Origin of the sequence: Bradyrhizobium forestalis, from assembly GCF_002795245.1 — a bacterium.
GTDB classification, from domain to species: domain Bacteria; phylum Pseudomonadota; class Alphaproteobacteria; order Rhizobiales; family Xanthobacteraceae; genus Bradyrhizobium; species Bradyrhizobium forestalis.
In genome coordinates, this window is sequence record NZ_PGVG01000016.1 from 1 (window position 1) to 21,599 (window position 21,599).

Consider the following 21,599-nt stretch of genomic DNA (forward strand, 5'->3'; position numbering starts at 1 on the left):
GAGCGAGCGTCGGCAAGGTGGTTTCGTCGGCAAAGACCCGTTCGGCCTTCTTGACCTCGCTGAAGATGTAGTCGGCCATGATCTCGAGCTCGAAGCCGAGCTTGCCCATCCATTGCGCCATCAGCTGGCGGTCGAGCTCGACCTTGTCGCGGGCGTAGATAGCCTCCTGCCGGTAGAGCGGCAGGCCATCGGCATATTTGGCGACCGCGATCTGGGCCAGAAGCGCTTCCGTCGGAATGCCTCCTTCAATGATATGGGCCGGGGCCGGCGCCTGGATGACGCCGTCCGCGTCCTTGAAGGCATACTTGGGACGGCGCGTAACGATCACACGGAACTTCGCCGGCACCACATCCAGGCGCTCCGACACGTCCTCGCCGATCAGTACCCTCTGCTTGCCGGCATGCTCAGCCAGCTCTTCCGGCTCAACGACGGTTACGATCCGTTCCAGATGGGGCGCAAAGCCCTTGCGCCGACGCGGTGCACGCTTGCCATCCGCCTGCGCACGGCCCTTGCTGACCTGGGCCTTGATCGCAGCGATGCCGATCTCGATCTCCTCGAAGACGAAGGCCTGCTGTTCATCGCCGCCGTTCGCCGAGCCGAGCTTTTCCGATCGTCGGCCGAACCAGGCGCGGTCGAAGGCCTTCAGGATCTGCGTCAGCCGCTCGATGCGCGTATCGGCATCGGCATTGCGGGCCTTGAGATCGGCGACTTCGTTCTCCAGAGCAGCGGCACGGGCCGCTTTCTCGGCCATGGCAAGAACCATGGCCTTCAGCGTCTCTACGTCATTCGGGAGGCTGAGATCGGGCGGCGTCATTGACCCGACCAGAGCACATTTTGCTTCGCTTCTCTTGCCCTTTCAGCTCACTGATTCACTTCGCCGCAGTGCTTTTTACCCAACAATCTCCGGCGGCTTGACCGCCGCGGTCCGGACCCGCTTCCAGTCCATCCCATCGACCAGGGCCATCAACTGCGCACCATTCAGCTGCACCCGATGATGTCCGATCCGCGGCCAGCAGAACCTCGCCTTCTCAAGCCGTTTTAAATAGAGGCACACGCCAGAGCCATCCCACCATACGATCTTTATTCGGTCGGCTCTTTTGGCGCGGAACACATAAAGCGAACCATCGAACGGATCTGAGCCGGCATCGCGTACCAGCGCAACAAGGCCATCGATACCCTTGCGGAAGTCGACTGGATGGCTGGCCAGGTACACCTTCACACCAGAGGGGATCATGCCGAACGGACCGCCCGGATCACCCGCTGCAAATGCGCCTCGTCGACATCCACGCCGGCGCGCACGACCACCTCGCCAATGGCAATCTCGATCACTGACATGCACGCCATCGCGGCTTCGCGACTCGAAGACTGCGAGGGGCAAGTTCGTTCGGCCCGAGCATCGCGACGCCACGCGAAGAGCTGCGACGGGTGAATGCCGATCCGATGGGCGATCCCCGATACACTCGCGCCGGGCTCCAGCGCCTCTGCCACCACTTGTGCCTTGAACTCATCCGACCAGCGTCGGCGAAGTTGTCGCGGAGCCCCCTCAAGACGCTCGGCGACCGCTTCGATCATATGGAAGGTTCTAGTTTCAGAACTAGGCGCAGACATAGAAGCTCACATCGGCTCACAGACTCAGCAGCCGATAGCCGATCGCTCCCCACTCCGCCAGACGGGATCTCTTTGCCGCTTACCGAACTTCTGACAACTACACGCCTGACCGACTGCCCCGCGGCTAGGAACGTCACTGATGTTGGTGGCGATCAGCTTAGTGTGGGGGTTGAAGGCTCAAAGCGCACGCATCGAGGCGAGCAGCGAGAAGCTGCGCCGGCGCAGCTCGCTTTGTTCGCGGTCTCAGCCAGCTGACCTGCAGAGTCAAAGAGTGCCGTACGGGTGAGTTTCCGAGAAGCACGGAGGCTCGGACCGACAGGCCAGGATTTCTGTGGCTGGATGATGATTCGTCGCACCTTACCGTCGATTCGACATCCTCGAGCCGCTCGCTGCAATTCACAGTGCGCAATTGCTTGGAACCAGCTCAGCAGGCTTCGACCTTGAGCCCCTGGCACACCGGTTGCTTTAGCACCGGCGGAGCGTCGGCCTGGGTGCAGCCTAGCCCAGCATACGGAAGACACCATTCGTTGACTGCTGCGCGTCGTTCTGCGGGCGGACGCGGACGGAGCGCTATGTTTGCGATTCCACGATCTAGGAGAAAAGCGAGACATCACATGAGGAAAATAGCGGTACGCGAGCTTTCCAGGGCCGGTAGGTTAAGTGTTGTGGCCTCAGCCATTCTGGTTTCCTCCGCCGCAGGCGCCAATGAGGATTTGATGCGCGTCGCCAAGCGGATTTTCGAGCCAATTCCCTCAGCCGCTCCAGCGGTGAGGGACAATCCTATCACCCATGAAAAGGTCACACTTGGCAAATCCTTGTTTTTCGATTCGAGGCTATCGGCGAGCGGCGTTATTAGCTGCAATACGTGTCATAACCTTGGGACGGGCGGGGTAGATGCCGGCCCGAGGTCGATTGGTCATCGTTGGCAGCTGGGGTCACGTCGTGCGCCAACAGTCTATAACGCAGTCTTCAACGTGGCGCAGTTCTGGGATGGGCGAGCGGCGGATCTTAAGGCGCAAGCCGCAGGCCCTGTCCAGGCCAGCGTCGAAATGAATGCGACGCCCGATCACGTGCTCAAAACATTGAATTCAATGACCGATTATGTCGTTATGTTCAGTAAGGCTTTTCCAAACGAAGTGGCGCCCGTTACGTTTGAAAATTTCGCCAAGGCCATCGAGGCTTTCGAGGCAACCTTGATTACTCCCGCCGCCCCCTTCGATCAGTACCTCGAGGGCGATGAATATGCTCTCAGCGATCAGCAGAAAACCGGGCTAAAGCTATTCATCGAAAAGGGATGTTCCTCTTGCCACAACGGAATTAACGTCGGTGGACAGGATTATTTTCGCTTCGGCGTCGTTAAGAGGCCAGCCGAAGGCCTGCTTCCAAAGGAGGACAAGGGTCGTTTTGCCGTCACTAAGGATCTCGGCGACGAGTATGTTTTCCGCTCGGCGCCGTTGCGCAACGTCGCATTGCGCCCCCCCTACTTTCATTCTGGTCAGGTTTGGAGTCTTAAGCAAGCGGTCGGCGTCATGAGTGAGGTTCAGCTTGGAGCAAAGCTCAGCGATGAAGAAACTGACGAGATTGTCGCCTTTCTGAATTCGCTCACCGGGCAGCTGCCGAAGATCGAGTACCCGATACTGCCCACGCGCACCATTGCAACGCCAAAGCCCTCCTTAGACAAATAGGTCTTCACGATAGCGACACCCTAGGCGGTCCAAGCCGGAGCATTCAATAGGCTCAAGTTGCGGGCCTCAAGCCCGAACCCGTCGCCGACGCCAGAGTTCCTTAGGGACCGGTTAAGTCATCCGTCTTGGGCAGCTCAATCCTGCGTCGACTCGCGAGGCAACGAAGGCCCGCGCGCCCTGAAATACGTCGGCAACCCGTGCTGCTAGGAAGACGTTCTGCCGTAGCTCGCGGGCACCGCATATCATCTCACATCAGCCCTTTCTCCAAGCGGCCGGCCGCCGACTTCTCCTCCGCACAGATCGGAACGGCGCCAGATCGGATGGCATGCACTTGTCCTTCATTGACGAGTTTTACGGCCGCATGTTCGCCAAAGCACCATCCCCAATCCAAAAGGCGATGGATCATCCTCAGCTTCCATGTGGTAGCTCCTACATTGTACGCATGGTGACGCGAGCGTCCACAGTCCTACAATAAGAGGTTGCGATTTAAGATGTCGGGTGGAGACGGATACAAAACCTCCCTTGCCGCAAGACGCGCAGATATTCTTTGAAACGGCACGCGGATTGCTGGGTATGGATCAACCATCCCCCGCCAAGGGAGGGGCGCGGGGAGCCGGAGTTTCAATGAGATTTATCCGATTCATCCTGATCGATCTGGCTTTGATGCTGCTCGCACCCGAGAATGCAGAAGCCATGACTGTGGCTTCCGGCGCAAACGTCAAATCGTCTAGCAAAGCCGTGGGATCCTTGATGCGGACTTTCGGCTCCGAGCCAGTATTCAGCTCTGGCCTGAGCCGACATCTTTACCGCCAAACCTCTCAAGCGTCGCGATTTGGACCTTCAACAGAAGGCGCCGGGCAGGCGAAGCAGGCTGAATACTCCGCGCTAAGGGACAGGCGCTTCGCCTCTCATTGGCAAGCGCACTGGGAAGCGTCCGACTGTCACGATCCTCACGGCGCGGAGATGCTCAAGAAGCGTCTGATCTTAACACAGATCTGCAGTCCGCCGCCGCAGCTTGTGCCCTCAGGCGAGCAGAGATGCCGTGAGCGGCACAGGCTGAATTATCTGCAGCGATTGTGCTCGTGACCTGCACAGGAAGATACAGCACAGGCGTAGGTTCATGCGAGAAGCAAAAACGGGCTATATTGAGGTTGCCTTCAACGACTCTCTCGGAAACATTCCGCTTGATGCGCAATTCAGCCTACCAGCCAAAGGCGTCACAGCGATTTTTGGTCCGCCCGGGTGCGGCAAGACCACACTCGCGCGCTGCATCGCTGGTGTGCAGCGCCTGCCCAACGGATTTTGTGCGGTCGATGGAGAGATTTGGCAGAACGAGACGACGTTTCGACCGCCTCATCTGCGTCCCCTCGCATATGTATTCCGACCACCAATTCCTCTTTCGCATTGGTCTGTACGGCGTACCCTCCTATACAAGGCGTCAAAATCGACACCAACACTAATCGATTTTGATGGAGTGGTCGAATTGCTCGCCTTGTCGCCGCTGCTCGAGCGTTCGCCATCACATCTTTCCGCGGCCGAGCGACAGCGCCTTGCCCTTGGCAGCGCGCTGTTGGGCCAGCCTCAGCTACTTTTGCTGGACGATCCACTCATTGTGCTCGACCGCTCCGCCAAATGCGAGATCCTGCCATTTCTCGAGCGCATGCGGGAAAAGCTCCCATTGCCGATGATCTACATCACCCATGATATCGCTGATATCGAGCGTTTTGCCGATCATCTTGTCATGATGAAAGATGGCGTCGTGACTGCGGCCGGGCCGCTCAATGTCGTTCAGAGCGATCCGGCGCTAGCTGGGCGCGGCGAAGCGGCAGTCTGTCTTGATACCTTGGTCGGCGGCTATGACGGACGCTATGGGCTGATCATGCTCCGCCTCAACAGGGCGCGCCTTCTGATACCTGGAGTGCCGCTTAGACCGGGCGCGCAGCTGCGGCTGCGCATCGCAGCCGGCGATGTCAGCATCGCGTGCGAGCCCCCACGGGCAAGCTCTATCCTCAATGTATTTCCGGCACGCATCAAAGCCTCTCTGCCGTTCGATGAGGCGGAGGTCACCTTGGTCCTGGCTCTTGAAACTGGCCGTTCTGGCGTGCCGCTTTTGGCGCGCATTACGCGCCGCTCCTTTGATGCGCTACGGCTCAGCAATGGAGCGAACGTTTTTGCGGAGGTCGCGCGCGCCGTTCCGCTCGCGGCTGCCGAGCGGTGCTTGCAACGCCTGCCACGATCCGCATGAGAGCGTTCGACAGATATGCCCCGATACGAGAAACACATCAACAGGAACCCGGCCGTGATCGATAAACTGGATGAGATAGATCCGAATAGTGTGGGCGCTATTCTCTACCGTCCAAAAGACGATGTGGATAGGCTACTCGCTGATTTTGCGCAGGATATCGTGCAGCAAGGTGTACGCATCGGCGGCATCGTGCAGCGACACGCGAGGTCCGCAAATGGCACGCACGTCATGCTCGCAATCGACGTCGCGACAGGACAAGAGATCTCGATTTCCCAGCCACTCGGCAGCGGAGCTACGTCCTGTAATCTCGATACAAATGGGCTCGCCGAGGCCGCAGCCGTCGTTTCCAAGGCACTTCGCAACAAGATCGACCTTCTCGTGGTCAACAAATTCGCCAGACAAGAAGCCGCTGGCCGGGGCCTGCGCGCCGAATTCGTTGACGCGATCACCCGAGGCGTACCAGTCCTGACAGCCGTTCCAAAAAAATGCCTTGCCGACTGGCGAACCTTCACCGCGGGGGTTGGCACGCTGCTGCCTTGTGATCGTGAATCCTTGGAGCAGTGGTGGTGCGAGATCTCAACGCGCCGGGGGCGCAGCGGGGCCCTCAGCCCCAGCTGCGGTTATTTGGGGACGATGATACCGGATCGCTTGATGACGACAGTGAGACTGTCGACCACGTCGTCTCCAAAATCGCCCATCGGGCTCTTTCGCCGCCTCCGAAAACAGCCCTAGCTCTTGCGTCCGCTCTCACGCTCTGCGCCACCGCGATGCTTTGCGAACTGCAGATTGCGGACCTCCTATGGCGAGAGTTCAACCAGCTGCTTGTTCCGCCGATATCAACCCCTCAGTCGGTTCTGCAGTGCCTGCTAGTCGACGACGAGATTGCTTAGGTTCAGGTCTGGCTGACGTCTTCCCGCTAACCGCCTGGCCAGCGCCCGCGTACCGTCGAGCACAAAGACACCGCAATCGTAGCCGTTCCTCTGCTGGCGTATGAGAGCGTTTTGCAGGTTGTCTCAGGCTCCCACCCGCGCTGCGAGCATTGCTGCGGGTCTGTCATTGCGTCCCCGGGCGGAGTCGTAGTGGTCGGCGAACGGATTATTGCGATCGCGGCGGTCCACCAGCAGCAACGATCAATGGGACCCGCGGTCATCGAGGTCCATGGTGCTGGCGTCATTCACCGGCACGAACAGAAAGTCGGCTGTGTCGTTACCATTGGGATCATCGACAATCTGATGGAATGCGGATAGCGCGTCGGCGTTGGTACCCTGGCCCACCCGAAAGGCCATGAGAGGATCTACAAACCGGGTCCGAGCGGCAAGATTTGGATTGCTCGCCCACAACTCCTGCGCCAGGAGTTCGTAGTCCCCCTGGATATGCTCGTCGCCCAGCCAGTCCCTGGCTCCGAGCATCCGCCCGCTGCGGTCGCCGGCAGAGGCACTCGCAGCCGAACCGCCGACCCTGGCCTTAGGGGCCGAGGATGGGCCAGCATGATGGATCAGCTGAGCGTCCCGGCGTCCTCGCGGACCCAACGTGATAGAATAGGTCTCCCCGTTGATGGAGACCGGCTGGGGAGCCATTCGCGAACTCGGCAACAGCATTTTATTGTCCAGTACATCGAGCAGGAAATCCGGCACCGGCTGTGAGCCATGCTGCCAATCCTCGCCGACGAGATGTCCGATATCCTCCAGCTCTTGGGGTACGCCTGATGGCCCGATGAAGAACGGAGGTCTCCCGGCAGGGCTCTGCACCGGCCCTGACTGGGCATCGTCACGCATGTCCTGCGGTGTGGACGGACAGGTCAACCAAAGAACCGAGACCCCGATAGATGCCTGAGGACCGAGCTGGCTCACCCTTCGGCGTTGGAAAGTCGAAATAGGTCGGCACTTGTGGGGACTAAGTTGAGCTCGACCCAGCCGGCTCCTGCCTGCTGGCCTGCCCAAACGGGCCTACCATCGGCGGCCACTCACTTTCGGACGGCGGCGTCGGCAAATCTCGCATCCAGGTCGGGATGGAGGTTGAGTCCGAGCCTGCTCTTTGCTGAGGAGAGGGTACACCCAGCGCTCTGTTTGCCTCGACGACTTGCGCATACTGCCTGAGCTTCTTGAGAGTCACGCCAGATTTCCCTTTGGCTTCGACGTAAGCCCTGTAGTCTGCATCCAGCGAGCGTTGCTGCTCATTGTTGCCGTTGATTCGGCTCGCGATGCTCTCCCTACCCTCTGCGCGGAGCCAGTCACTGAACTTGCGCTGCGCCGAGGCAGTATCCTGAATGGTTTTTCTCCTGTGCTGGAACCCGGGTCGAGCTTGCTTAGCTCTTCGTCGGCGAGGCCCTCAAATGAGGCGGGCGTCGTCGTCGTAAGGGCGAAATCCTTGTTGGGGCTCGAGACCTAGGTATTCTCTAAATGGATCGAGTGGGGCCGTCCGCTTTGTGGCTTTACTGAACGCCGCATAATCTGCGTTCAATGACGATTGCTGCGCAGGATTGCCGCCGATTCGGTCCATGATGCTCCGCCTGCCCTCCCTTTGAAGACAGTCACTGAAAGAGCGTAGGCGGTAAACCATCGTCGAAACGGCGGCTTTCTCCTTCTTGGTCGCGTCAGATCCAAGGTTGGACAGAGCGTCGGTCAAAACGTCATCGATCGTGGAGATGTCCTCCGGATGAGCCGACAATGTTTCGCGTCCCATCAGGCGGGCCCCCGGCACCGACAGCTTGGAGCCCGTCAGCCCCGATCCTGCGCAGATGAGACAGCGCCGCACTGAGGCGGTCTCGATCATCGCCGCCAGCTTCAACGTACTCGTCGATGTCGGCGGCGAGCGACCTTGGTTCATTGAACGCCCGAAGAGCCAATGGCCCTTTATTCTGTGCTCGGAGCCAACGAGCAAACGTGTTGAGCGCCTGCACGTTGGACTTGATCGTAGCAGCCGGGACCTTTCCAGTCCCGCGGCCTCTGGTACCATCGGGAGAAATTCTGTAGTCTTTGACTTTCCGTGAACTGGCGGATCATCCGCTCATCTGGGGATGCATCGGTTGCTCTCGCGTATTCACAAAAGCTGGGGGCGGAATGGGATTTCCAGCCTGGAAATTCCGGAGTGTTGCCAATGCTCCCCCCACAGAGTTCCTGCTATTGGCGCTCGCCACCTTCATAAATTCATCTTTATAGGCGGCCAGCCGATCAGCGTTGCCAAGCAGGTCCTTTAGCGTGATGCCTTTGGGTCGGAGGAACTCGCTGAACATTCGAAGTGCCGTCACGTAGTTCTCAATGGTCTTGGTCTTACGGTGCGCGCTCCCCAATGCTGTCTTGAACTCTTGCAATCAGCTCCAGGTCCTCTTCGGACGGTCGACTGCGCTTTGCGAAATCCATGCGGAGCTCTGAATAGACGGCGTCGCCGCCCGACGACTTCTCCCGGCGACTTCCTCCAAAGGCCTTGCCGAGCCTGATTTGACCCGCGAGAACAGTCCACGGGACTTGCTCTCCCTGGCCCGCGCCTCCGGTTGTGCCTCCGACGGCGCTGTGTAGCGCATGCTCCTGAATGGCCTGCCCCGCAAGTCAGATTGGTAATCGCTTGCGCCCGAGCCGAGATAAGCGTGCGCAACATCGACGCTGTAACGCGTACTACTGGAGGAATTGTCGCGCAGGTTGGACCTGGGCGGCATCCGCATCGAACCACCAATGTCCGTACGCTGGATATTTTCACGCGACCGGGCGGCTGGAGCCTCGGGGGAACTCGCCGGAGGCGAACTCTCCTCAGCAGAGCGGAGTTGCAGCTCACCCAACTGCTGCTCGACGCCATCTTGATCTGCAGGCTCGGCATCGGCCCCTTGCCGCGCACGCTGCAGCTGTTGCCCGGCGTACCAACGCATCCAATAGTTCGGATCGTTATAACCCGGTTCCATACCACTCTCCCTAGATGACATAATTCTTCGTAGCCGCCGCCCCAGAGCTCACACTCCGGTGCACCGACCACAGAGACTCCAGCTCAAGAACGGCCGATCAGATCGATGCCTGAACAAAAGAGACCCCCATCGCACGCCGCTCCGAGCTCGTGCATTTCTCACACCTGACCAATCTTGCCTGCTGCAGCAGAGCACCCGCTCCTGAGTGGCCTCGATCAACACAGAAAACAGTCCAAGAGAAACGAAAGCCAACTTGCCTCATCGGAAGAGCAATGGCGTTCGCGTACTACTCCCGGGCAAGGTCGCACACGGCACGTTGGAATCGAAATTGGGCTGATCCATTGCCGTTGGAAGACCTAGCGGGATTTGATGCCTGCAACTGACAGTTCTGATTCGCATTCATTCTTCACGCGAATGTCCTCACATCCGCGACAAACCGGGGCGGTCCTGCACAGCCACATACCCAATGCACCTAAGATCTTGAGACCTTGAGGTCTCTCCTTGTGATCATGAAGCTTCAGAGTGATCGCCGCGCGCAGCTGTTCACGCCGCGATACAGCCGCTCTTGTTTACGTCAGATGCTACGAACCTCGCGCTTCGTCAGATTCAATATTTGCATTAGATCTCGGCAGGCCGACAGCCACTTGGCACACTGATGGCGAGATGAGGTAGTGCTCTCGAGGGACGCAGAACGGGCTTTGACCAGACGCTTGCAGGCGAACATCTCAGGCGATTGCGCAAAGCAAGACTGTTTTCACGAGCTTTGGCAAGGAAGCGCTTGGCTACAGATTTTCGCCGATCGACGCTCCAAGCACCCGAGCTTGCCTGCATCAACGCCGCAAGAATCCGCTGCTGAGAACGGATGGCATATAGCTTGCTTCAACAGTGAACTCAGCTTCTACAAAAAGCAAACTTGTGAGGACAGCATGCTCGGAATTGGAAGTCAGTTGCCGCCATTCGAAATCACAGGCGTGAAGCCCGGTTTTCAAGCGCACGAAGAAGGAGGACAGAGTGCATTCGAGACGCTGACCGAAGCGAGCTTTCCAGAAAAATGGAAGATCATCTTCTTCTATCCCAAGGATTTTACCTTCGTCTGCCCGACAGAGATCGCTGAGTTTGCCCGCCTTTCCAAGGAATTCGCCGACCGCGACGCGGTTGTACTGGGTGGTTCGACTGACAATGAGTTCTGCAAGCTCGCTTGGCGCCGCTCACATGTCGATCTGCACAAACTGCCAATCTGGCAGTTTGCCGACACAAAGGGAACGCTCGTCGATGCTCTTGGCGTGCGTTCACCCGAAGGGGTTGCCTATCGTTACACCTTTGTTGTTGACCCCCAAAATACGATCCAGCACGTCTATGCGACCAATCTCAGTGTCGGCCGCAGTCCTAAGGACACTCTCCGCGTTCTGGACGCGCTGCAAACCGACGAGCTCTGTCCTTGCAACCGCGAAATCGGCGGCGAAACCTTGAAAGTTGCTTGAGGCAGCATGTCGTCGATCGAACAACTAAGCGACACGATTCCCGATTTCGCGAAGGATGTCAGGCTTAACTTGACCTCCTTGGTGGCCGATGAGACGCTTTCGCCGCAACGAAAATACGGGCTGCTGCTGGCGAGCGCAATTGCCACCCGCAATGCAGCCCTGATTGCCGCGATGGAATCGGCTGCGTCCACTGTGATGACATCTGTGGCGATCGCCGCGGCGAAAGCCGCAGCCAGCTTGATGGCGATGAACAACGTTTATTACCGCTTCGCTCACCTTGTTTCCAACCCCGAATACAAAGCGATGCCGCCACGACTGCGTATGAACGTGATCGGCAATCCCGGCGTGGACAAGTCCGATTTCGAGCTGTGGTCGCTTGCGGTCTCCGCCATAAACGGCTGCGGTGCCTGCATCGATGCCCATGAAAGGACACTGAGAGCCGCGGGCGTCAATTCCGACGCGATCCAGACCGCCGTGCGCTTTGCCGCGATCATGCAGTCAGTGGCGATCGCAATCGAGGCCGCTGGGCCCAACCCCTCTCAGGCGAGCGGCTGACCCTCTCATGCGAGGGGCTGATCCTTCCTCTGCCATCCGATCGACTGCATTGTGGCGCCACTCAGTAACGCCACAACCAGTCCTTCGCGGCTCCCGCACAAGCGACACATCTGCACGCCATGGTTTGTGCAGCGTCCCCACGAAGAGCGTCTTGCTCGAATTCCAGCCGCCGCGCAAGTGACGCGGAATGCGCCACTGATGCGGTGAGACCCTGCCTAACTCGCACCACGGCTCTGTTTCACCATCACCCAAACTTGAATTGTACCCCGTATCCGCCGCGCGGATGGCTCCATTCGATGTCGCCGGTGGGCTCGGCGATGACGCGGCAGGTACCGCACTCGATGCAGCCGTCAACTGTTATCTCGACTTGGCCATCGTCGTTGAGCTCGTAGCATCGCGCGGGGCAGGCTTTCAAAAGTGCAAGTAGCTGCGGCGATGGTGTCGTGTGCGCACGGACCTTGACGTGAGGGTGACCGATGTCGACAAGATAGCGGTTGTAATACAGCTTGTCTTCGACGCGCACTAGAGATTCGACATTCATGCTTTGACCTTCCATCGTTGGGCTCACACTGTCGCGGTCAGCGCCAGGCCCGGGCAAAACGACAAGCATCACCGAACAGACCTGTCCACGACCGCGCCCTGACAAAGGATTTCAGGGTCGCCTTCTCCTTCTCAGCCTTGGGCGTACCATCGACGCGCACAAAGTTTTGCATCGCCTTGGAGATTAGCTGCGGATAGGTGAGAAAGAAGTTTTGTGACTGGGTATGCATTAGGGGCGGTAAATCCTTGTACTTCTTCAGATCTTTGATGACGAAGGAATCGTCTAGCATCTTCTTGTAGATCGATAGATTTGCTGCACTCATCGGCTCGCCGCGCGATTTCACGAGACCTATCGCTTCGGCGGCGATGCGGCCGGAAGTCATCGCGAGATTGGAACCCTCACGATGAACGGCATTGTTGAGTTGGGCCGCATCGCCCACTACGACCCAGCCTTCCCCATAAAGCTGCGGGATCGACTTGTACCCGCCTTCAGGGATGAGGTGGGCCGAATACTCCTTGACTTCGGACCCTGCTATCAGGGGCGCCACGGAGGGGTGACGCTTGAATTGATCGAGCAGGCCGTAGGGCGTCTGGCTCGTGCGCTGGAAGTCGGCGACGAGACAACCGATGCCGAGCGAAATGCACTCTTTGTTGGCATAGATGAAACCCATTCCGGTCATGCCGCGGGAAATGGTACCGGCCGCCTCGATCACGACGCCTTCATCGCCCCTAAGATTGAAGCGCGCCTCGATAGTCTCGCGGGGCAAGAAGTGCATCTCTTTCACCGCGAGCGCAACGTTGTCGGGTCTCGGTCGCGCGCGTAGGCCCGCGCGCGTCCCGAGTAGGCCATTGACCCCCTCGGCCAGCACGACGACATCGGCATGTATTTCGCCGTCTCGACGATCTGTACGAACACCGACGATCCTTTCACGCTCGCCCCGTACGAGCTCGGTGACGGTCGTCTCGCACAGCAAGGTCACGCCAGCCTCCCGCACCTTGGAAGAGAACCATTTGTCAAACTGGGCGCGTATAATCGTGTACCGGTTCGGCCGTTCCTCGTTGAAGTCGTCTGAACGGTAATGCATGCCAACATGGGAGCGATCGTCCATCATCCAGAACCGCTGCTCAATCAGGTGACGTTCGAGCGGCGCCTCCTCTCGAAACTCGGGGACCAGCTTTTCCATCATGTCGGCATAGAGGATGGCGCCCTGCACATTCTTCGATCCGGGATATTCGCCGCGCTCGAGCTGCAGCACCTTCATGCCGCGTTTGGCCATGGTCAATGCCGCCGCGTTGCCGGCCATACCGGCTCCGACCACGATCGCATCGAATCTCTCTTCAATCATTATCATCTCCTTCTAGACAGCGATCCGGGCGCGCGAATTCGGCAAAAGCCGAGCGCGAAATGCGGCCGTCAGCGCCGGTAGCAATTGAATGGCGTCACTGACGATCGCGAGATGGGCGAAGTCAAAGATCGGAGCGTTCTTATCAGTATTGACGGCGACGATCAGATCCGCACCCTCCACGCCAACCCGGTGCTGGATCGCGCCGGAAATGCCGGCGGCAATATAGAGCTTCGGCCGGATGGTTTTGCCCGTCTGGCCGATTTGCCGGTCAGACGTAACCCACCCTTTTTGCACGAGAGGACGCGAGCAGCCATATTCAGCGCCAAGCAGAGTTGCGAGCTCGCGCACCAACCGAAAGTTCTCAGGCGATCCCAGTCCCAGGCCGCCCGCAACCACGACATCGGCATAGGCCAGATTGGAGGTCTCTGCATCGCGGTCGGGTAGGAACGACAGTACCTTCGTGACAATGTCATCTTCCACAAGACCGAGCGGATGGACGATGATACGAGCGGCATCGCGTACGACGCGCTCAGGCATCGGCATGACCCGCGGGCGGACGGTTGCCATCTGCGGACGATAATTCAAGGTATAGATCGTGCAGAGCAGCGAGCCGCCAAAGGTCGGACGCGTCGCCGCCAGCGAACCATCGGCGTCGACGTCCAGCGCGGTGCAGTCGGCTGTGAGCCCCGTCGACAGAGTCGTCGCCACGGAACCTGCGAGATCGCGACCGAGCGTCGTCGCCCCCAACAGTAGGATCTCGGGCTTGTAGGTGTTGACGAGTTCGGTTAGCGCTTTGGTGTAGGATTCGTTGCGGTAATCCGACAAAACATTGTCGCTTACGAGATAGGCCATATCGGCGCCATAGCAAAATGCGTCAAGCGCGGCGTTACGTGTGTGCTGCCCCTCCGGACCGATAACGACAGCAGCAAGATTCACCTTTAGCCTGTCGGCCAGCCTGCGGCCCGCCCCCATGAGCTCCCAGGAGACCGGATGCACCCGGCCGCGCTCCAGCTCAACGAAGACCCAGACGTGCTTGTAGGCCTTAAAGTGCTCCGGCAGTTCTTTTTTGGCCCCTGCGCGACCGGCCGCCGCCGGCATGGCCGTTCTGGTGACATTGCTCATAATCTAAATTCCCCTCAAAGATAGGCGCGCCCGCGCCACAGGTTTGCTTTTTGGCTTCGATAACTGAAGATCACTTTCGGTCAGCGAAGGGCCGGCTGCTCTGCCCCTGCTTGATCCGACCGGCCGCACAACAAGAGGCGTCGTCGCGATAGACGTATCGGTCCGGCCGGATTTGGAGCGGTCTTCCACACTGGACGCTTGCGCGCCAGGTTCGACGAGCGCCACCGCAGCGGCCAGGGCGCCGCGGTGGTTGTGACCGGTCGCTTCCATGCCTGAGTTGGCGAGTCCGTTCGCTGCGCAATACCTGCGCCTCACTTTCGGCCCACCAGCTCCACATTGACTGTGACGACGAGCGCGATCCTGGCAACGCACCTGTCACGCGATCCATGCCGAGCCTCCAGCGCCGACAGCCCGTATGGGCCCACGTTGGCCCTCTTCCTGACGCATGTTGCTATCCGCCATGAGATGGATACAAATCTGAGCGGAATCCGGGGCCGACTTGATCCGGACGACGCTGGGCATACCCTCTCCGAGTGTAGCGCGAACGGGCGACTTATCCATTGACCACCATCTCACCGTCCATACGGAGCTTTGATTGTGTCAAAGACCGTTTCGAACGGACCTGGCGCGATCGTAGGCCACGAGATGATGGCGCAGGGCTCGGCAGGCACTAAAAGCAGCATCATAAGTCTTCCTTCAATCTCATCTCGGACGACTACCATCTGTCGGCATCGATGATCGGATAGGCAGGACAACAGCAAGTGTCGTACCAGTTGCAAAAAACAGTGAAAGTCAGTCGAAAGTAATGGTTTGGCAGACACTTGAAATATCCGCTGGTACCGTGGACACGACCAGTCCAGACATGGGTCGGGAATACGACAGCCGCCGCTCGGGTGATAGCTGCAGAGAGTTGACCCGGATAAAGACGAAGGCCGCACATCGGGTTGCCACGGTGCCCCGTCGGGCACACCTTGCAGTGGAACGCTAGATCACTTCAGCTCGCTCAATGGGACAAAGGCCGCCGCCTTCTTAGGGTCTGCGGCCGCCTCCTTCAAAACCTTGAACACTCGCTGGTCGATCGGTGACGATGCCACGAAATCGGCATAGGCCCGCTCCAGCATCGCCTTGCACCGAGCTCTGATTTCCGGCTCTGCGGCACCTGCAAATTGCTCTTTTGCAAAGTATTGTCCCATGCGCTTTAAGATGTGAAGGCGCGCGACATTCACGATCTTAGGATCGTAATCGACGCCAAGTAGCGAAAAAAAATCCTCCGCCGATGAGGCCTTGCTGAGCCGATCGAGGATACCGATTGCCGGGGATGAGTTGATCATGGAAAATTCTCCTTCGGATTTGAGGGGGTGGCGCCTGTTGACTGCTGGCGGGATCAATGGCCAGACCACGATCGAGGCTGTCGCTAGTCAGGACGGTCGCCGGACCGGAACTCAGCGCGAGAACACGCCGATTGGCAGTGCGGGGCGGCTCGCCATTGGGTAGGAGATCGCAGCATGTATGGCGGAACGGGAAGTAAGATCTGGAGGTGAGATCGCGCCAGGGGATCTGACGTGCGAAAGCAGGACGCCGTTCGGGCCCATCAGCGATATCGGACGCCATCCTTGCGGCGCGTCTGTTTACGCAAACGCTGCTGGACACGGCTTTTCACGCGGGGTGGGTTGCCAGGCATCCGCACACGTCGCGCCAGATCGCCGCCACGGTTTCGCGTTCGACCGGCCGCTTGTACTCAATGGCATATTTGCGGACTTGCGACAGAATCTGTGTGGCTTCATCGGCGCTGGCGACGAGCTGCAGTTCATCGAGTAACGCGGTGATCGCCCCAAGTCCGGAATGCTTGCCGATCACAAAGCGGTTGCTGCGACCAAACAAAACAGGATCAAGCGATTGATAGGTGCGTTGATCCTTCAAAAGGCCATCGACATGAATGCCGGATTCGTGCGTAAATACATGCTCTCCGACGATGGCCTTGTTCACAGGAATCGCACGTGCGGCCGCGCCTGCTACCACCGCGGCGACGTTCCCGAGCTCCGGAAGTATGATGCCAGTCTCGCGCCCGTAGAGCTGCTTGAGTGCGACCGCGATTTCCTCGAGCGGGGCATTTCCGGCCCGCTCGCCCAACCCGATGACGGTCACTGAGGCGTGGCTCACGCCGGCCTTGATAGCGGAGAGCGTGTTGGCGGTTGCGAGTCCGAGATCATCGTGACCGTGAAATTCGAGTTCGAGATCGGTGGTCGCACGCAAATTCCTGACCAGCACGTAGGTTGCGTCGGGATCGAGCACACTGAGCGTATCTGCAATACGAAAGCGACGCGCGCCCGCGGCTTTTGCAGTTGCCATCAGTCTGATGAGAAAATCGATGTCGGCGCGGGAGGAGTCCTCACCACCGACGGCGACCTCAAGTCCGCGCGCACAGGCATAGCCTACCAATCGTTTCATCCGTTCCAGCGCCAGGTCGCGATGACCACCTAGCTTGGCCGCGATCTGGACATCGGAGGTCGGGATCGACATATTGATCATGGACACCTTTGCTTCGATCGCCGCGTCGACATCCGATTCTCGCATCCGGCACCAGCCTATGGTGGTCAGCGGAAGATCTGCTTCGACAATGGCGCGAATGGCGGCGATCTCCTCGTTGCCCATCGCCGGCGTGCCGGCCTCGATCTCCGTGACTCCGGCCCGCGCCAGCGCCTGCGCGATCGCTAGCTTTTCCTCTGTGGTGAACGCAACGCCAGGTGCCTGCTCACCGTCGCGTAATGTCGTGTCGTTGAGCACGGTGGGCTTGGCGCGCACCTGGTCGGACCAAGACGATTTTGCGGCGGTGCTAGCGGCAATCACGCGAGAGCTCCTCATTGTTTGACCTACCTAAGCTTCAGCAAATGGATTGTCGTAAATGCGACAGGCCTATGAAGCGGACGCCTTGCCTACTGCCCCGCCGAGTTCGAACTTTAATGCAGTTGCGGCCTGCCAGGATGTGAGAATTGTTGCGGAGCACTTGAGCCCGCCGCCGCCTTGGACACATGGTCACTCGCTCGAAACGGCGTCAGCCGCGCCCTCAACCTTCCGCGCGGCTTACCGAATCCTGCGAGGCTTTCCCCGATGATGGTGCGATCGCGGACCCTTGTGGCGGTTCAGAAGGCCAGCCGCCGGCAACGACCGGCCGAGCCGCCTGCAACAGACAATCGCGCCGGCGCTCAGCCATCCGGCTCTCACCGCTTTCTTCGGCGAAGCAGATGTTGAAGTCGTCACATTGGTTGCACACGGGTGTCGTGCACATCGCGAGGCCTTCATTTTCACAAAGCATGCGGTAGAAGAAGCGCTTCCAGCGCATATTGTTGACATTGCGCGCGGCGAGCGGCGCGAAATGGCGGCTCAGCAGCCGGGAGAGTTCGCCGCGATTGCGCAAGCCGAGAGCTTCCCAAAGATGGCCTGGCTCAATGGCGCGCCGCGCTATCATCGCAGCCAGCCAGTGGCCGATATCCCGTTCCGTCGAGCGTTGCTTGAGCAAGAGATCGCGCAGCATTGCGATCTCTTCGTCCCCTTCGCACTTAAAAACCGAGAGCTGCTCCGCCAGCTTGATCTCAAGCGAGGGAAAGCACTGCTCCAGCAAGGCCGCCAGTTCAAGGCCGGACAGGCCGGCCTTCTCGGGAAGGGAGCCACCATCCATTGTGGCAGCCGCCAAGATAGACGCCAGGACATGGCGATCGAAATTGCTGTCAATGGCAATATCGGCATCTGCAGGAGGCACACCGGTGAGCAGACGGTAGGTTGCAATTCCCATGTGTATCTGGCTGTTGGCATCAACTGCACAAGCAGCCATGAACGGAAGGTATTGCGCTTCGAACATATTTTGAGGGTTCCACAGCAGTCAGGTTTTCCCTGCCGCATCCTGGTTTTGGTCAAGATCGATCGTCAGAATGCCGGCCTCCCGGGATGCGTCGGTGAGGGAGACCGGCATTCGTCGCGCGCCTTCGCAAGGCCGCGACTCGCGGCCTTTACGAGGCCGCGAGTTCGGCGGCGGTCTTGCCGATGATGGATTCGTCCACGGGCTTCATAATGCCATGCTCCATCAGCATGTCCTCGAGCTCGTCCATGGAGATTGGAGTCGGGATGATGCCTTTGCCGCCATTTTTGTGAACCTTGGTCGCAAGATTGCGATAGTGATCGGCCTGCTTGGACTCGGGTGCATATTCGAGCACCGTCATGCGGCGTAACTCGGCATGCTGCACCACGTTGTCGCGCGGCACGAAGTAGATCAGCTGAGTACCTAGCTTCTTGGCCAACGCTTCCGCCAGTTCCAACTCCTTGTCCGTCTGCCGCTCATTGCAGATCAGACCGCCCAGCCGCACGCCGCCAGAGTTTGCGTATTTCAGGATTCCCTTGGAAATGTTGTTCGCGGCATACATCGCCATCATTTCACCGGACATCACGATATAGATTTCCTGCGCCTTGTTCTCGCGGATCGGCATCGCAAAACCACCGCAAACGACGTCGCCGAGCACGTCGTATGAGACATAGTCAATGTTTTCGTAGGCGCCGTTCTCCTCCAGGAAATTGATCGAGGTAATGACGCCGCGGCCGGCGCAGCCGACACCCGGCTCAGGACCACCGGACTCCACGCAGCGAATGTCCCTGTAGCCGACCTTCATTACGTCCTCGAGCTCGAGGTCCTCCACGCTGCCGGCGTTCGCTGCAAGGCTCAAAATCGTGTCTTGCGCCTTAGCGTGCAGAATCAGGCGGGTCGAGTCCGCTTTCGGGTCGCACCCTACAATCAGGATTTTTTGACCCATCTCGGCCAGCGCCGCCAGCGTGTTCTGCGAAGTGGTCGACTTGCCGATGCCGCCCTTCCCGTAGAACGCGATTTGTCTCAGTGAAGACATGTTGTTCTCCATCAACCGATTTGCCAAAAGTTGCGCTTCTTGCGCGCGAGCTTGTTTCTCTCTCAGAAACGGGGGCACACGGGTTCAAGGGAAGGAGCGCATCGCTCGTCTTACGCGTCGGCGTGCACTCAGCCCTCAGTCAGTGTTGCTGCCGCCTATTAGCAACCGCCGTGCCAACGCTTGACCGCGCTCCTTAAGCTTCTGATTACGTTTCTGAAAACCAACTAGCCGGTGAGTAAGGCCCTGGCTGTTTTAGATCTAACAGGATTTGCGCGGCTGTCAGAAAACTAACAACGACCACAACGATCAACGCGAAAGGCCGATTTGCGCGACCTGTTCCGATGCCCTCACGTGTGGAACGGAACTTGCTCCGATTCGACGACAGTGAATATGCCGGTTGGCCCGCAATCTGGCGCACCAGCGGCGAGGTTGCATACATGGTACGGCGCTTGGTGCGCGGACTTTGGAGGTGATCGGCAAGAAATTGAAGAGGCTCCCGAAGCAGCCGCGCCGTGCCAATCGTTCAGCTCAGCGCGCCTACAGAGGTATATCGTGGCGACAATCATCCTCTATCAGAAACCCGGCTGCGCCACTAACGCGCGTCAGATTCAAGCGCTGAAGTCCGCCGGCCACGACGTGATCGCTCAAGACATCTTGAAGGAGCCATGGGATGCGGAGGAATTACGTAGCTTCTTCGGCAATATGCCCGTCGGCTCCTGGTTCAACCGAGCTGCGGCACGTATCAAGTCAGGCGAAATCAATCCCGATACTATCGGCGCGGCAAGCGCACTCGCATTGATGGTGGGCGATCCGCTCCTGATACGACGACCGCTGATCGACGTAGACGGGGCACGATGTGCCGGGCTCGATCATGAGCCCGTGCTGTCGCTGCTTGGCCGCAAGACGCAAGATGATCTCGAGGGGTGTTTGCACGAAGCAAACCCCAGGCGTTGTGCGCAGGCCTGAGGAAACGAAGGAGCGGCCCCCAGTCGATCAATAAAGTAAGGATGACGTTTCCCACTCCGGCTTCCTTCACGGGCAATAAGCGACGGGACCTTCGCTGAGACGGCCCGCGCGAGTGGCTGCCCGTAAGGGGCATCGTCTATATTGCGCTCGATCGCCGCGCTTCTCGCTCTTGTGAGAGGCGGTGACAGGTGCAGCCTTTGTCGCGCATGATGTCCGCGGCCTGGATTGGATCAGAGCAACAATCCGAGATGCGGCTTCTTGAACAGACCCGACTCTCTTGAATTGAATAAGGATCAGAACAGATCTCGACCCTGCGCGGCAGTGATCATTATGCAACTTAGCGGCCTAATTGCGCTCTGCTCGCTTCCATTTTTGATCGGCATCAAATCCTCCGCCCTTCCCGGTGTGTGACAGAGATATCGCGCGGCTCTTCGCGCGGATTTTGGAATGGAGAATTCGATGACAACAAGGACAGTTCTGACGAGGGCGTCACTCCTCGCGCTAGCAACCTCGTTGGTCAGCATCCCGGTACAGGCTGCAGATCTGGGCCAAGCGCCGATCTACTATAAAGCGCCCCCGATCGAACCCTTCAATCCATGGATGATCCGCCTGCGCGTACTTGGCATTTTGCCGGACACCGAAGGCAGCTCAGTCAGCGTCGCCGGGGTGCCCTCGCTGTCCTCACCAAGTTCTGGGCTTTCGATCAGCGATCAAGTCATACCCGAGCTCGACATCACCTATTTCTTCACGAGAAACGTTGCCGCCGAACTCATTCTCGGCGTAACTAGCCATCACATCAGCGGCAATGGCGCGCTCACTGGCCTCGATATCGGCAAAGCCTGGCTGTTGCCGCCAACACTGACCCTGCAATATCACTTCACCGATTTCGGCGCGCTCAAGCCCTATATCGGCGCGGGCATCAACTACACCGCATTCTTCAACCAATCGGCTGCCAATACGTCGCTCGCTGGCCTTGCCGTTACGGATTTGCGCATCAGCAACCAATTCGGCGCGGCGGTCCAATTCGGCTTCGATTACATGCTTGATCGGCACTGGGGCCTCAACTTTGACGTGAAGAAGCTATGGCTGCGGCCGGAGTACTCCGCGACCGTAAACAATGCGATTGCCGTCACCGGTCGCGCCAACATCGACCCGTGGCTCGTCAGCGGCGGCGTCACTTACAAGTTCTGACGCTAGAACAGGATCAGAAAGGGGTGAATAGGATCAGAAAGGGGTGAAATGGATCCGCGGAGCGGGACCGCTTGAACAG

Annotated in this window: 23 protein-coding genes; 8 read left to right on the forward strand and 15 right to left on the reverse strand. The window is 58.9% G+C overall.

The features are described 5' to 3' along the window. From CVM73_RS19715 to CVM73_RS19725, 3 genes are all read right to left on the reverse strand, one after another. The coding region (locus tag CVM73_RS19715; protein ID WP_146006632.1) for an IS66 family transposase at positions 1-814 on the reverse strand (814 nt) is incomplete at its 3' end. Between the two features lie 75 nt (positions 815-889). Beyond that, positions 890-1,234: an IS66 family insertion sequence element accessory protein TnpB gene (gene tnpB / locus CVM73_RS19720; RefSeq protein WP_100233543.1), complete on the reverse strand. Its 345-nt coding sequence runs from the start codon at positions 1,232-1,234 to the stop codon at positions 890-892. Beyond that, positions 1,231-1,572 carry a transposase gene (locus tag CVM73_RS19725; protein WP_245452376.1) on the reverse strand — a complete coding sequence of 114 codons (342 nt, stop codon included), beginning with the start codon at positions 1,570-1,572 and terminating at the stop codon, positions 1,231-1,233. Before CVM73_RS19725 ends, tnpB begins: the two co-directional genes overlap by 4 nt. Positions 1,573-2,222: 650 nt before the next feature. On the opposite strand from CVM73_RS19725, the gene CVM73_RS19730 reads away from it, so the two are divergent. Then, positions 2,223-3,293 (forward strand): cytochrome-c peroxidase, encoded by a 1,071-nt coding sequence (locus CVM73_RS19730; RefSeq protein ID WP_100233545.1) that lies wholly within the window; start codon positions 2,223-2,225, stop codon positions 3,291-3,293. Positions 3,294-3,540: 247 nt separating this feature from the next. Here CVM73_RS19730 and CVM73_RS39760 read toward each other — a convergent pair whose 3' ends face one another. Continuing rightward, positions 3,541-3,699, reverse strand: a complete 159-nt coding sequence (locus CVM73_RS39760) for a hypothetical protein (protein WP_158237591.1) — start codon at positions 3,697-3,699, stop codon at positions 3,541-3,543. Positions 3,700-3,917: 218 nt separating this feature from the next. Here CVM73_RS39760 and CVM73_RS40710 point away from each other — a divergent pair, with 218 nt between their 5' ends. The 3 genes from CVM73_RS40710 to CVM73_RS19740 are packed head-to-tail and all read left to right on the forward strand — an operon-like array spanning position 3,918 to position 6,270. After that, positions 3,918-4,379 carry a hypothetical protein gene (locus CVM73_RS40710; protein ID WP_146006633.1) on the forward strand — a complete coding sequence of 154 codons (462 nt, stop codon included), beginning with the start codon at positions 3,918-3,920 and terminating at the stop codon, positions 4,377-4,379. A gap of 34 nt (positions 4,380-4,413) precedes the next feature. Further along, the gene (gene modC, locus CVM73_RS19735) at positions 4,414-5,538 is read left to right on the forward strand and encodes a molybdenum ABC transporter ATP-binding protein (RefSeq protein WP_100233546.1); all 1,125 of its coding nucleotides are present in this window, start codon (positions 4,414-4,416) and stop codon (positions 5,536-5,538) included. A 54-nt stretch (positions 5,539-5,592) separates the two neighbouring features. Continuing rightward, complete coding sequence (locus CVM73_RS19740) at positions 5,593-6,270, forward strand: DUF2478 domain-containing protein (RefSeq protein WP_347338463.1); 678 nt, start codon at positions 5,593-5,595, stop codon at positions 6,268-6,270. A gap of 398 nt (positions 6,271-6,668) precedes the next feature. Here the strand turns inward: CVM73_RS19740 and CVM73_RS19745 are convergent, their stop codons facing one another. From CVM73_RS19745 to CVM73_RS39290, 4 genes are all read right to left on the reverse strand, one after another. Continuing rightward, positions 6,669-7,313 (reverse strand): hypothetical protein, encoded by a 645-nt coding sequence (locus CVM73_RS19745; protein WP_100233548.1) that lies wholly within the window; start codon positions 7,311-7,313, stop codon positions 6,669-6,671. Between the two features lie 553 nt (positions 7,314-7,866). Then, positions 7,867-8,364 (reverse strand): hypothetical protein, encoded by a 498-nt coding sequence (locus CVM73_RS19750; protein WP_100233549.1) that lies wholly within the window; start codon positions 8,362-8,364, stop codon positions 7,867-7,869. A 172-nt stretch (positions 8,365-8,536) separates the two neighbouring features. Beyond that, complete coding sequence (locus tag CVM73_RS19755) at positions 8,537-8,848, reverse strand: site-specific integrase (RefSeq protein WP_146006634.1); 312 nt, start codon at positions 8,846-8,848, stop codon at positions 8,537-8,539. After that, a complete protein-coding gene (locus tag CVM73_RS39290) occupies positions 8,849-9,430 on the reverse strand; it encodes a hypothetical protein (protein WP_146006635.1) in 582 nt (193 codons plus the stop codon). It abuts the gene before it with no gap. A gap of 926 nt (positions 9,431-10,356) precedes the next feature. Between CVM73_RS39290 and CVM73_RS19760 the strand changes: the two genes are divergently transcribed. Together CVM73_RS19760 and ahpD are read left to right on the forward strand one after the other, a co-directional pair. Further along, on the forward strand, positions 10,357-10,911 hold the full coding sequence (locus CVM73_RS19760) for a peroxiredoxin (RefSeq protein ID WP_100233551.1): 555 nt from the start codon (positions 10,357-10,359) through the stop codon (positions 10,909-10,911). A 6-nt stretch (positions 10,912-10,917) separates the two neighbouring features. Then, positions 10,918-11,466, forward strand: coding sequence for an alkylhydroperoxidase, AhpD family (ahpD, locus tag CVM73_RS19765; RefSeq protein WP_100233552.1), 549 nt, complete (start codon positions 10,918-10,920; stop codon positions 11,464-11,466). 244 nt (positions 11,467-11,710) lie between these two features. Here the strand turns inward: ahpD and CVM73_RS19770 are convergent, their stop codons facing one another. The 7 genes from CVM73_RS19770 to nifH all read right to left on the reverse strand — a co-directional run bounded on the left by CVM73_RS19770 (position 11,711) and on the right by nifH (position 19,363). Then, positions 11,711-12,007 carry a ferredoxin family protein gene (locus CVM73_RS19770; protein WP_100233553.1) on the reverse strand — a complete coding sequence of 99 codons (297 nt, stop codon included), beginning with the start codon at positions 12,005-12,007 and terminating at the stop codon, positions 11,711-11,713. Between the two features lie 37 nt (positions 12,008-12,044). Next, complete coding sequence (locus CVM73_RS19775) at positions 12,045-13,352, reverse strand: FAD-dependent oxidoreductase (RefSeq protein ID WP_100233656.1); 1,308 nt, start codon at positions 13,350-13,352, stop codon at positions 12,045-12,047. Between the two features lie 12 nt (positions 13,353-13,364). Continuing rightward, entirely contained in the window at positions 13,365-14,474 is a 1,110-nt protein-coding gene (locus CVM73_RS19780; RefSeq protein WP_100233554.1) for an electron transfer flavoprotein subunit alpha/FixB family protein, read from the reverse strand. Positions 14,475-15,463: 989 nt separating this feature from the next. Beyond that, entirely contained in the window at positions 15,464-15,805 is a 342-nt protein-coding gene (nifW, locus tag CVM73_RS19785; protein WP_100233555.1) for a nitrogenase stabilizing/protective protein NifW, read from the reverse strand. 325 nt (positions 15,806-16,130) lie between these two features. Then, positions 16,131-17,321 carry a homocitrate synthase gene (gene nifV, locus CVM73_RS19790; RefSeq protein ID WP_430641313.1) on the reverse strand — a complete coding sequence of 397 codons (1,191 nt, stop codon included), beginning with the start codon at positions 17,319-17,321 and terminating at the stop codon, positions 16,131-16,133. Positions 17,322-17,538: 217 nt separating this feature from the next. Next, positions 17,539-18,330, reverse strand: a complete 792-nt coding sequence (locus tag CVM73_RS19795) for a nitrogen fixation protein NifQ (protein WP_100233556.1) — start codon at positions 18,328-18,330, stop codon at positions 17,539-17,541. 148 nt (positions 18,331-18,478) lie between these two features. Continuing rightward, complete coding sequence (nifH, locus tag CVM73_RS19800) at positions 18,479-19,363, reverse strand: nitrogenase iron protein (protein WP_100233658.1); 885 nt, start codon at positions 19,361-19,363, stop codon at positions 18,479-18,481. 552 nt (positions 19,364-19,915) lie between these two features. Here nifH and CVM73_RS19805 point away from each other — a divergent pair. Beyond that, on the forward strand, positions 19,916-20,329 hold the full coding sequence (locus CVM73_RS19805) for an ArsC/Spx/MgsR family protein (RefSeq protein ID WP_100233557.1): 414 nt from the start codon (positions 19,916-19,918) through the stop codon (positions 20,327-20,329). A gap of 459 nt (positions 20,330-20,788) precedes the next feature. Continuing rightward, on the forward strand, positions 20,789-21,520 hold the full coding sequence (locus CVM73_RS19810) for an OmpW/AlkL family protein (RefSeq protein WP_167406929.1): 732 nt from the start codon (positions 20,789-20,791) through the stop codon (positions 21,518-21,520). Positions 21,521-21,599 lie beyond the last annotated feature (79 nt).

Bases quoted from the DNA above. Each gene is read 5' to 3' on its own strand.
- tnpB (WP_100233543.1), bottom strand. From the start codon at position 1,234: ATGATCCCCTCTGGTGTGAAGGTGTACCTGGCCAGCCATCCAGTCGAC.
- CVM73_RS19725 (WP_245452376.1), bottom strand. From the start codon at position 1,572: ATGATCGAAGCGGTCGCCGAGCGTCTTGAGGGGGCTCCGCGACAACTT.
- CVM73_RS19730 (WP_100233545.1), top strand. From the start codon at position 2,223: ATGAGGAAAATAGCGGTACGCGAGCTTTCCAGGGCCGGTAGGTTAAGT.
- CVM73_RS39760 (WP_158237591.1), bottom strand. From the start codon at position 3,699: ATGATCCATCGCCTTTTGGATTGGGGATGGTGCTTTGGCGAACATGCG.
- CVM73_RS40710 (WP_146006633.1), top strand. From the start codon at position 3,918: ATGAGATTTATCCGATTCATCCTGATCGATCTGGCTTTGATGCTGCTC.
- modC (WP_100233546.1), top strand. From the start codon at position 4,414: ATGCGAGAAGCAAAAACGGGCTATATTGAGGTTGCCTTCAACGACTCT.
- CVM73_RS19745 (WP_100233548.1), bottom strand. From the start codon at position 7,313: ATGCGTGACGATGCCCAGTCAGGGCCGGTGCAGAGCCCTGCCGGGAGA.
- CVM73_RS19750 (WP_100233549.1), bottom strand. From the start codon at position 8,364: ATGAACCAAGGTCGCTCGCCGCCGACATCGACGAGTACGTTGAAGCTG.
- CVM73_RS39290 (WP_146006635.1), bottom strand. From the start codon at position 9,430: ATGGAACCGGGTTATAACGATCCGAACTATTGGATGCGTTGGTACGCC.
- CVM73_RS19760 (WP_100233551.1), top strand. From the start codon at position 10,357: ATGCTCGGAATTGGAAGTCAGTTGCCGCCATTCGAAATCACAGGCGTG.
- ahpD (WP_100233552.1), top strand. From the start codon at position 10,918: ATGTCGTCGATCGAACAACTAAGCGACACGATTCCCGATTTCGCGAAG.
- CVM73_RS19770 (WP_100233553.1), bottom strand. From the start codon at position 12,007: ATGAATGTCGAATCTCTAGTGCGCGTCGAAGACAAGCTGTATTACAAC.
- CVM73_RS19775 (WP_100233656.1), bottom strand. From the start codon at position 13,352: ATGATTGAAGAGAGATTCGATGCGATCGTGGTCGGAGCCGGTATGGCC.
- CVM73_RS19780 (WP_100233554.1), bottom strand. From the start codon at position 14,474: ATGAGCAATGTCACCAGAACGGCCATGCCGGCGGCGGCCGGTCGCGCA.
- nifW (WP_100233555.1), bottom strand. From the start codon at position 15,805: ATGATCAACTCATCCCCGGCAATCGGTATCCTCGATCGGCTCAGCAAG.
- CVM73_RS19795 (WP_100233556.1), bottom strand. From the start codon at position 18,330: ATGTTCGAAGCGCAATACCTTCCGTTCATGGCTGCTTGTGCAGTTGAT.
- nifH (WP_100233658.1), bottom strand. From the start codon at position 19,363: ATGTCTTCACTGAGACAAATCGCGTTCTACGGGAAGGGCGGCATCGGC.
- CVM73_RS19810 (WP_167406929.1), top strand. From the start codon at position 20,789: ATGACAACAAGGACAGTTCTGACGAGGGCGTCACTCCTCGCGCTAGCA.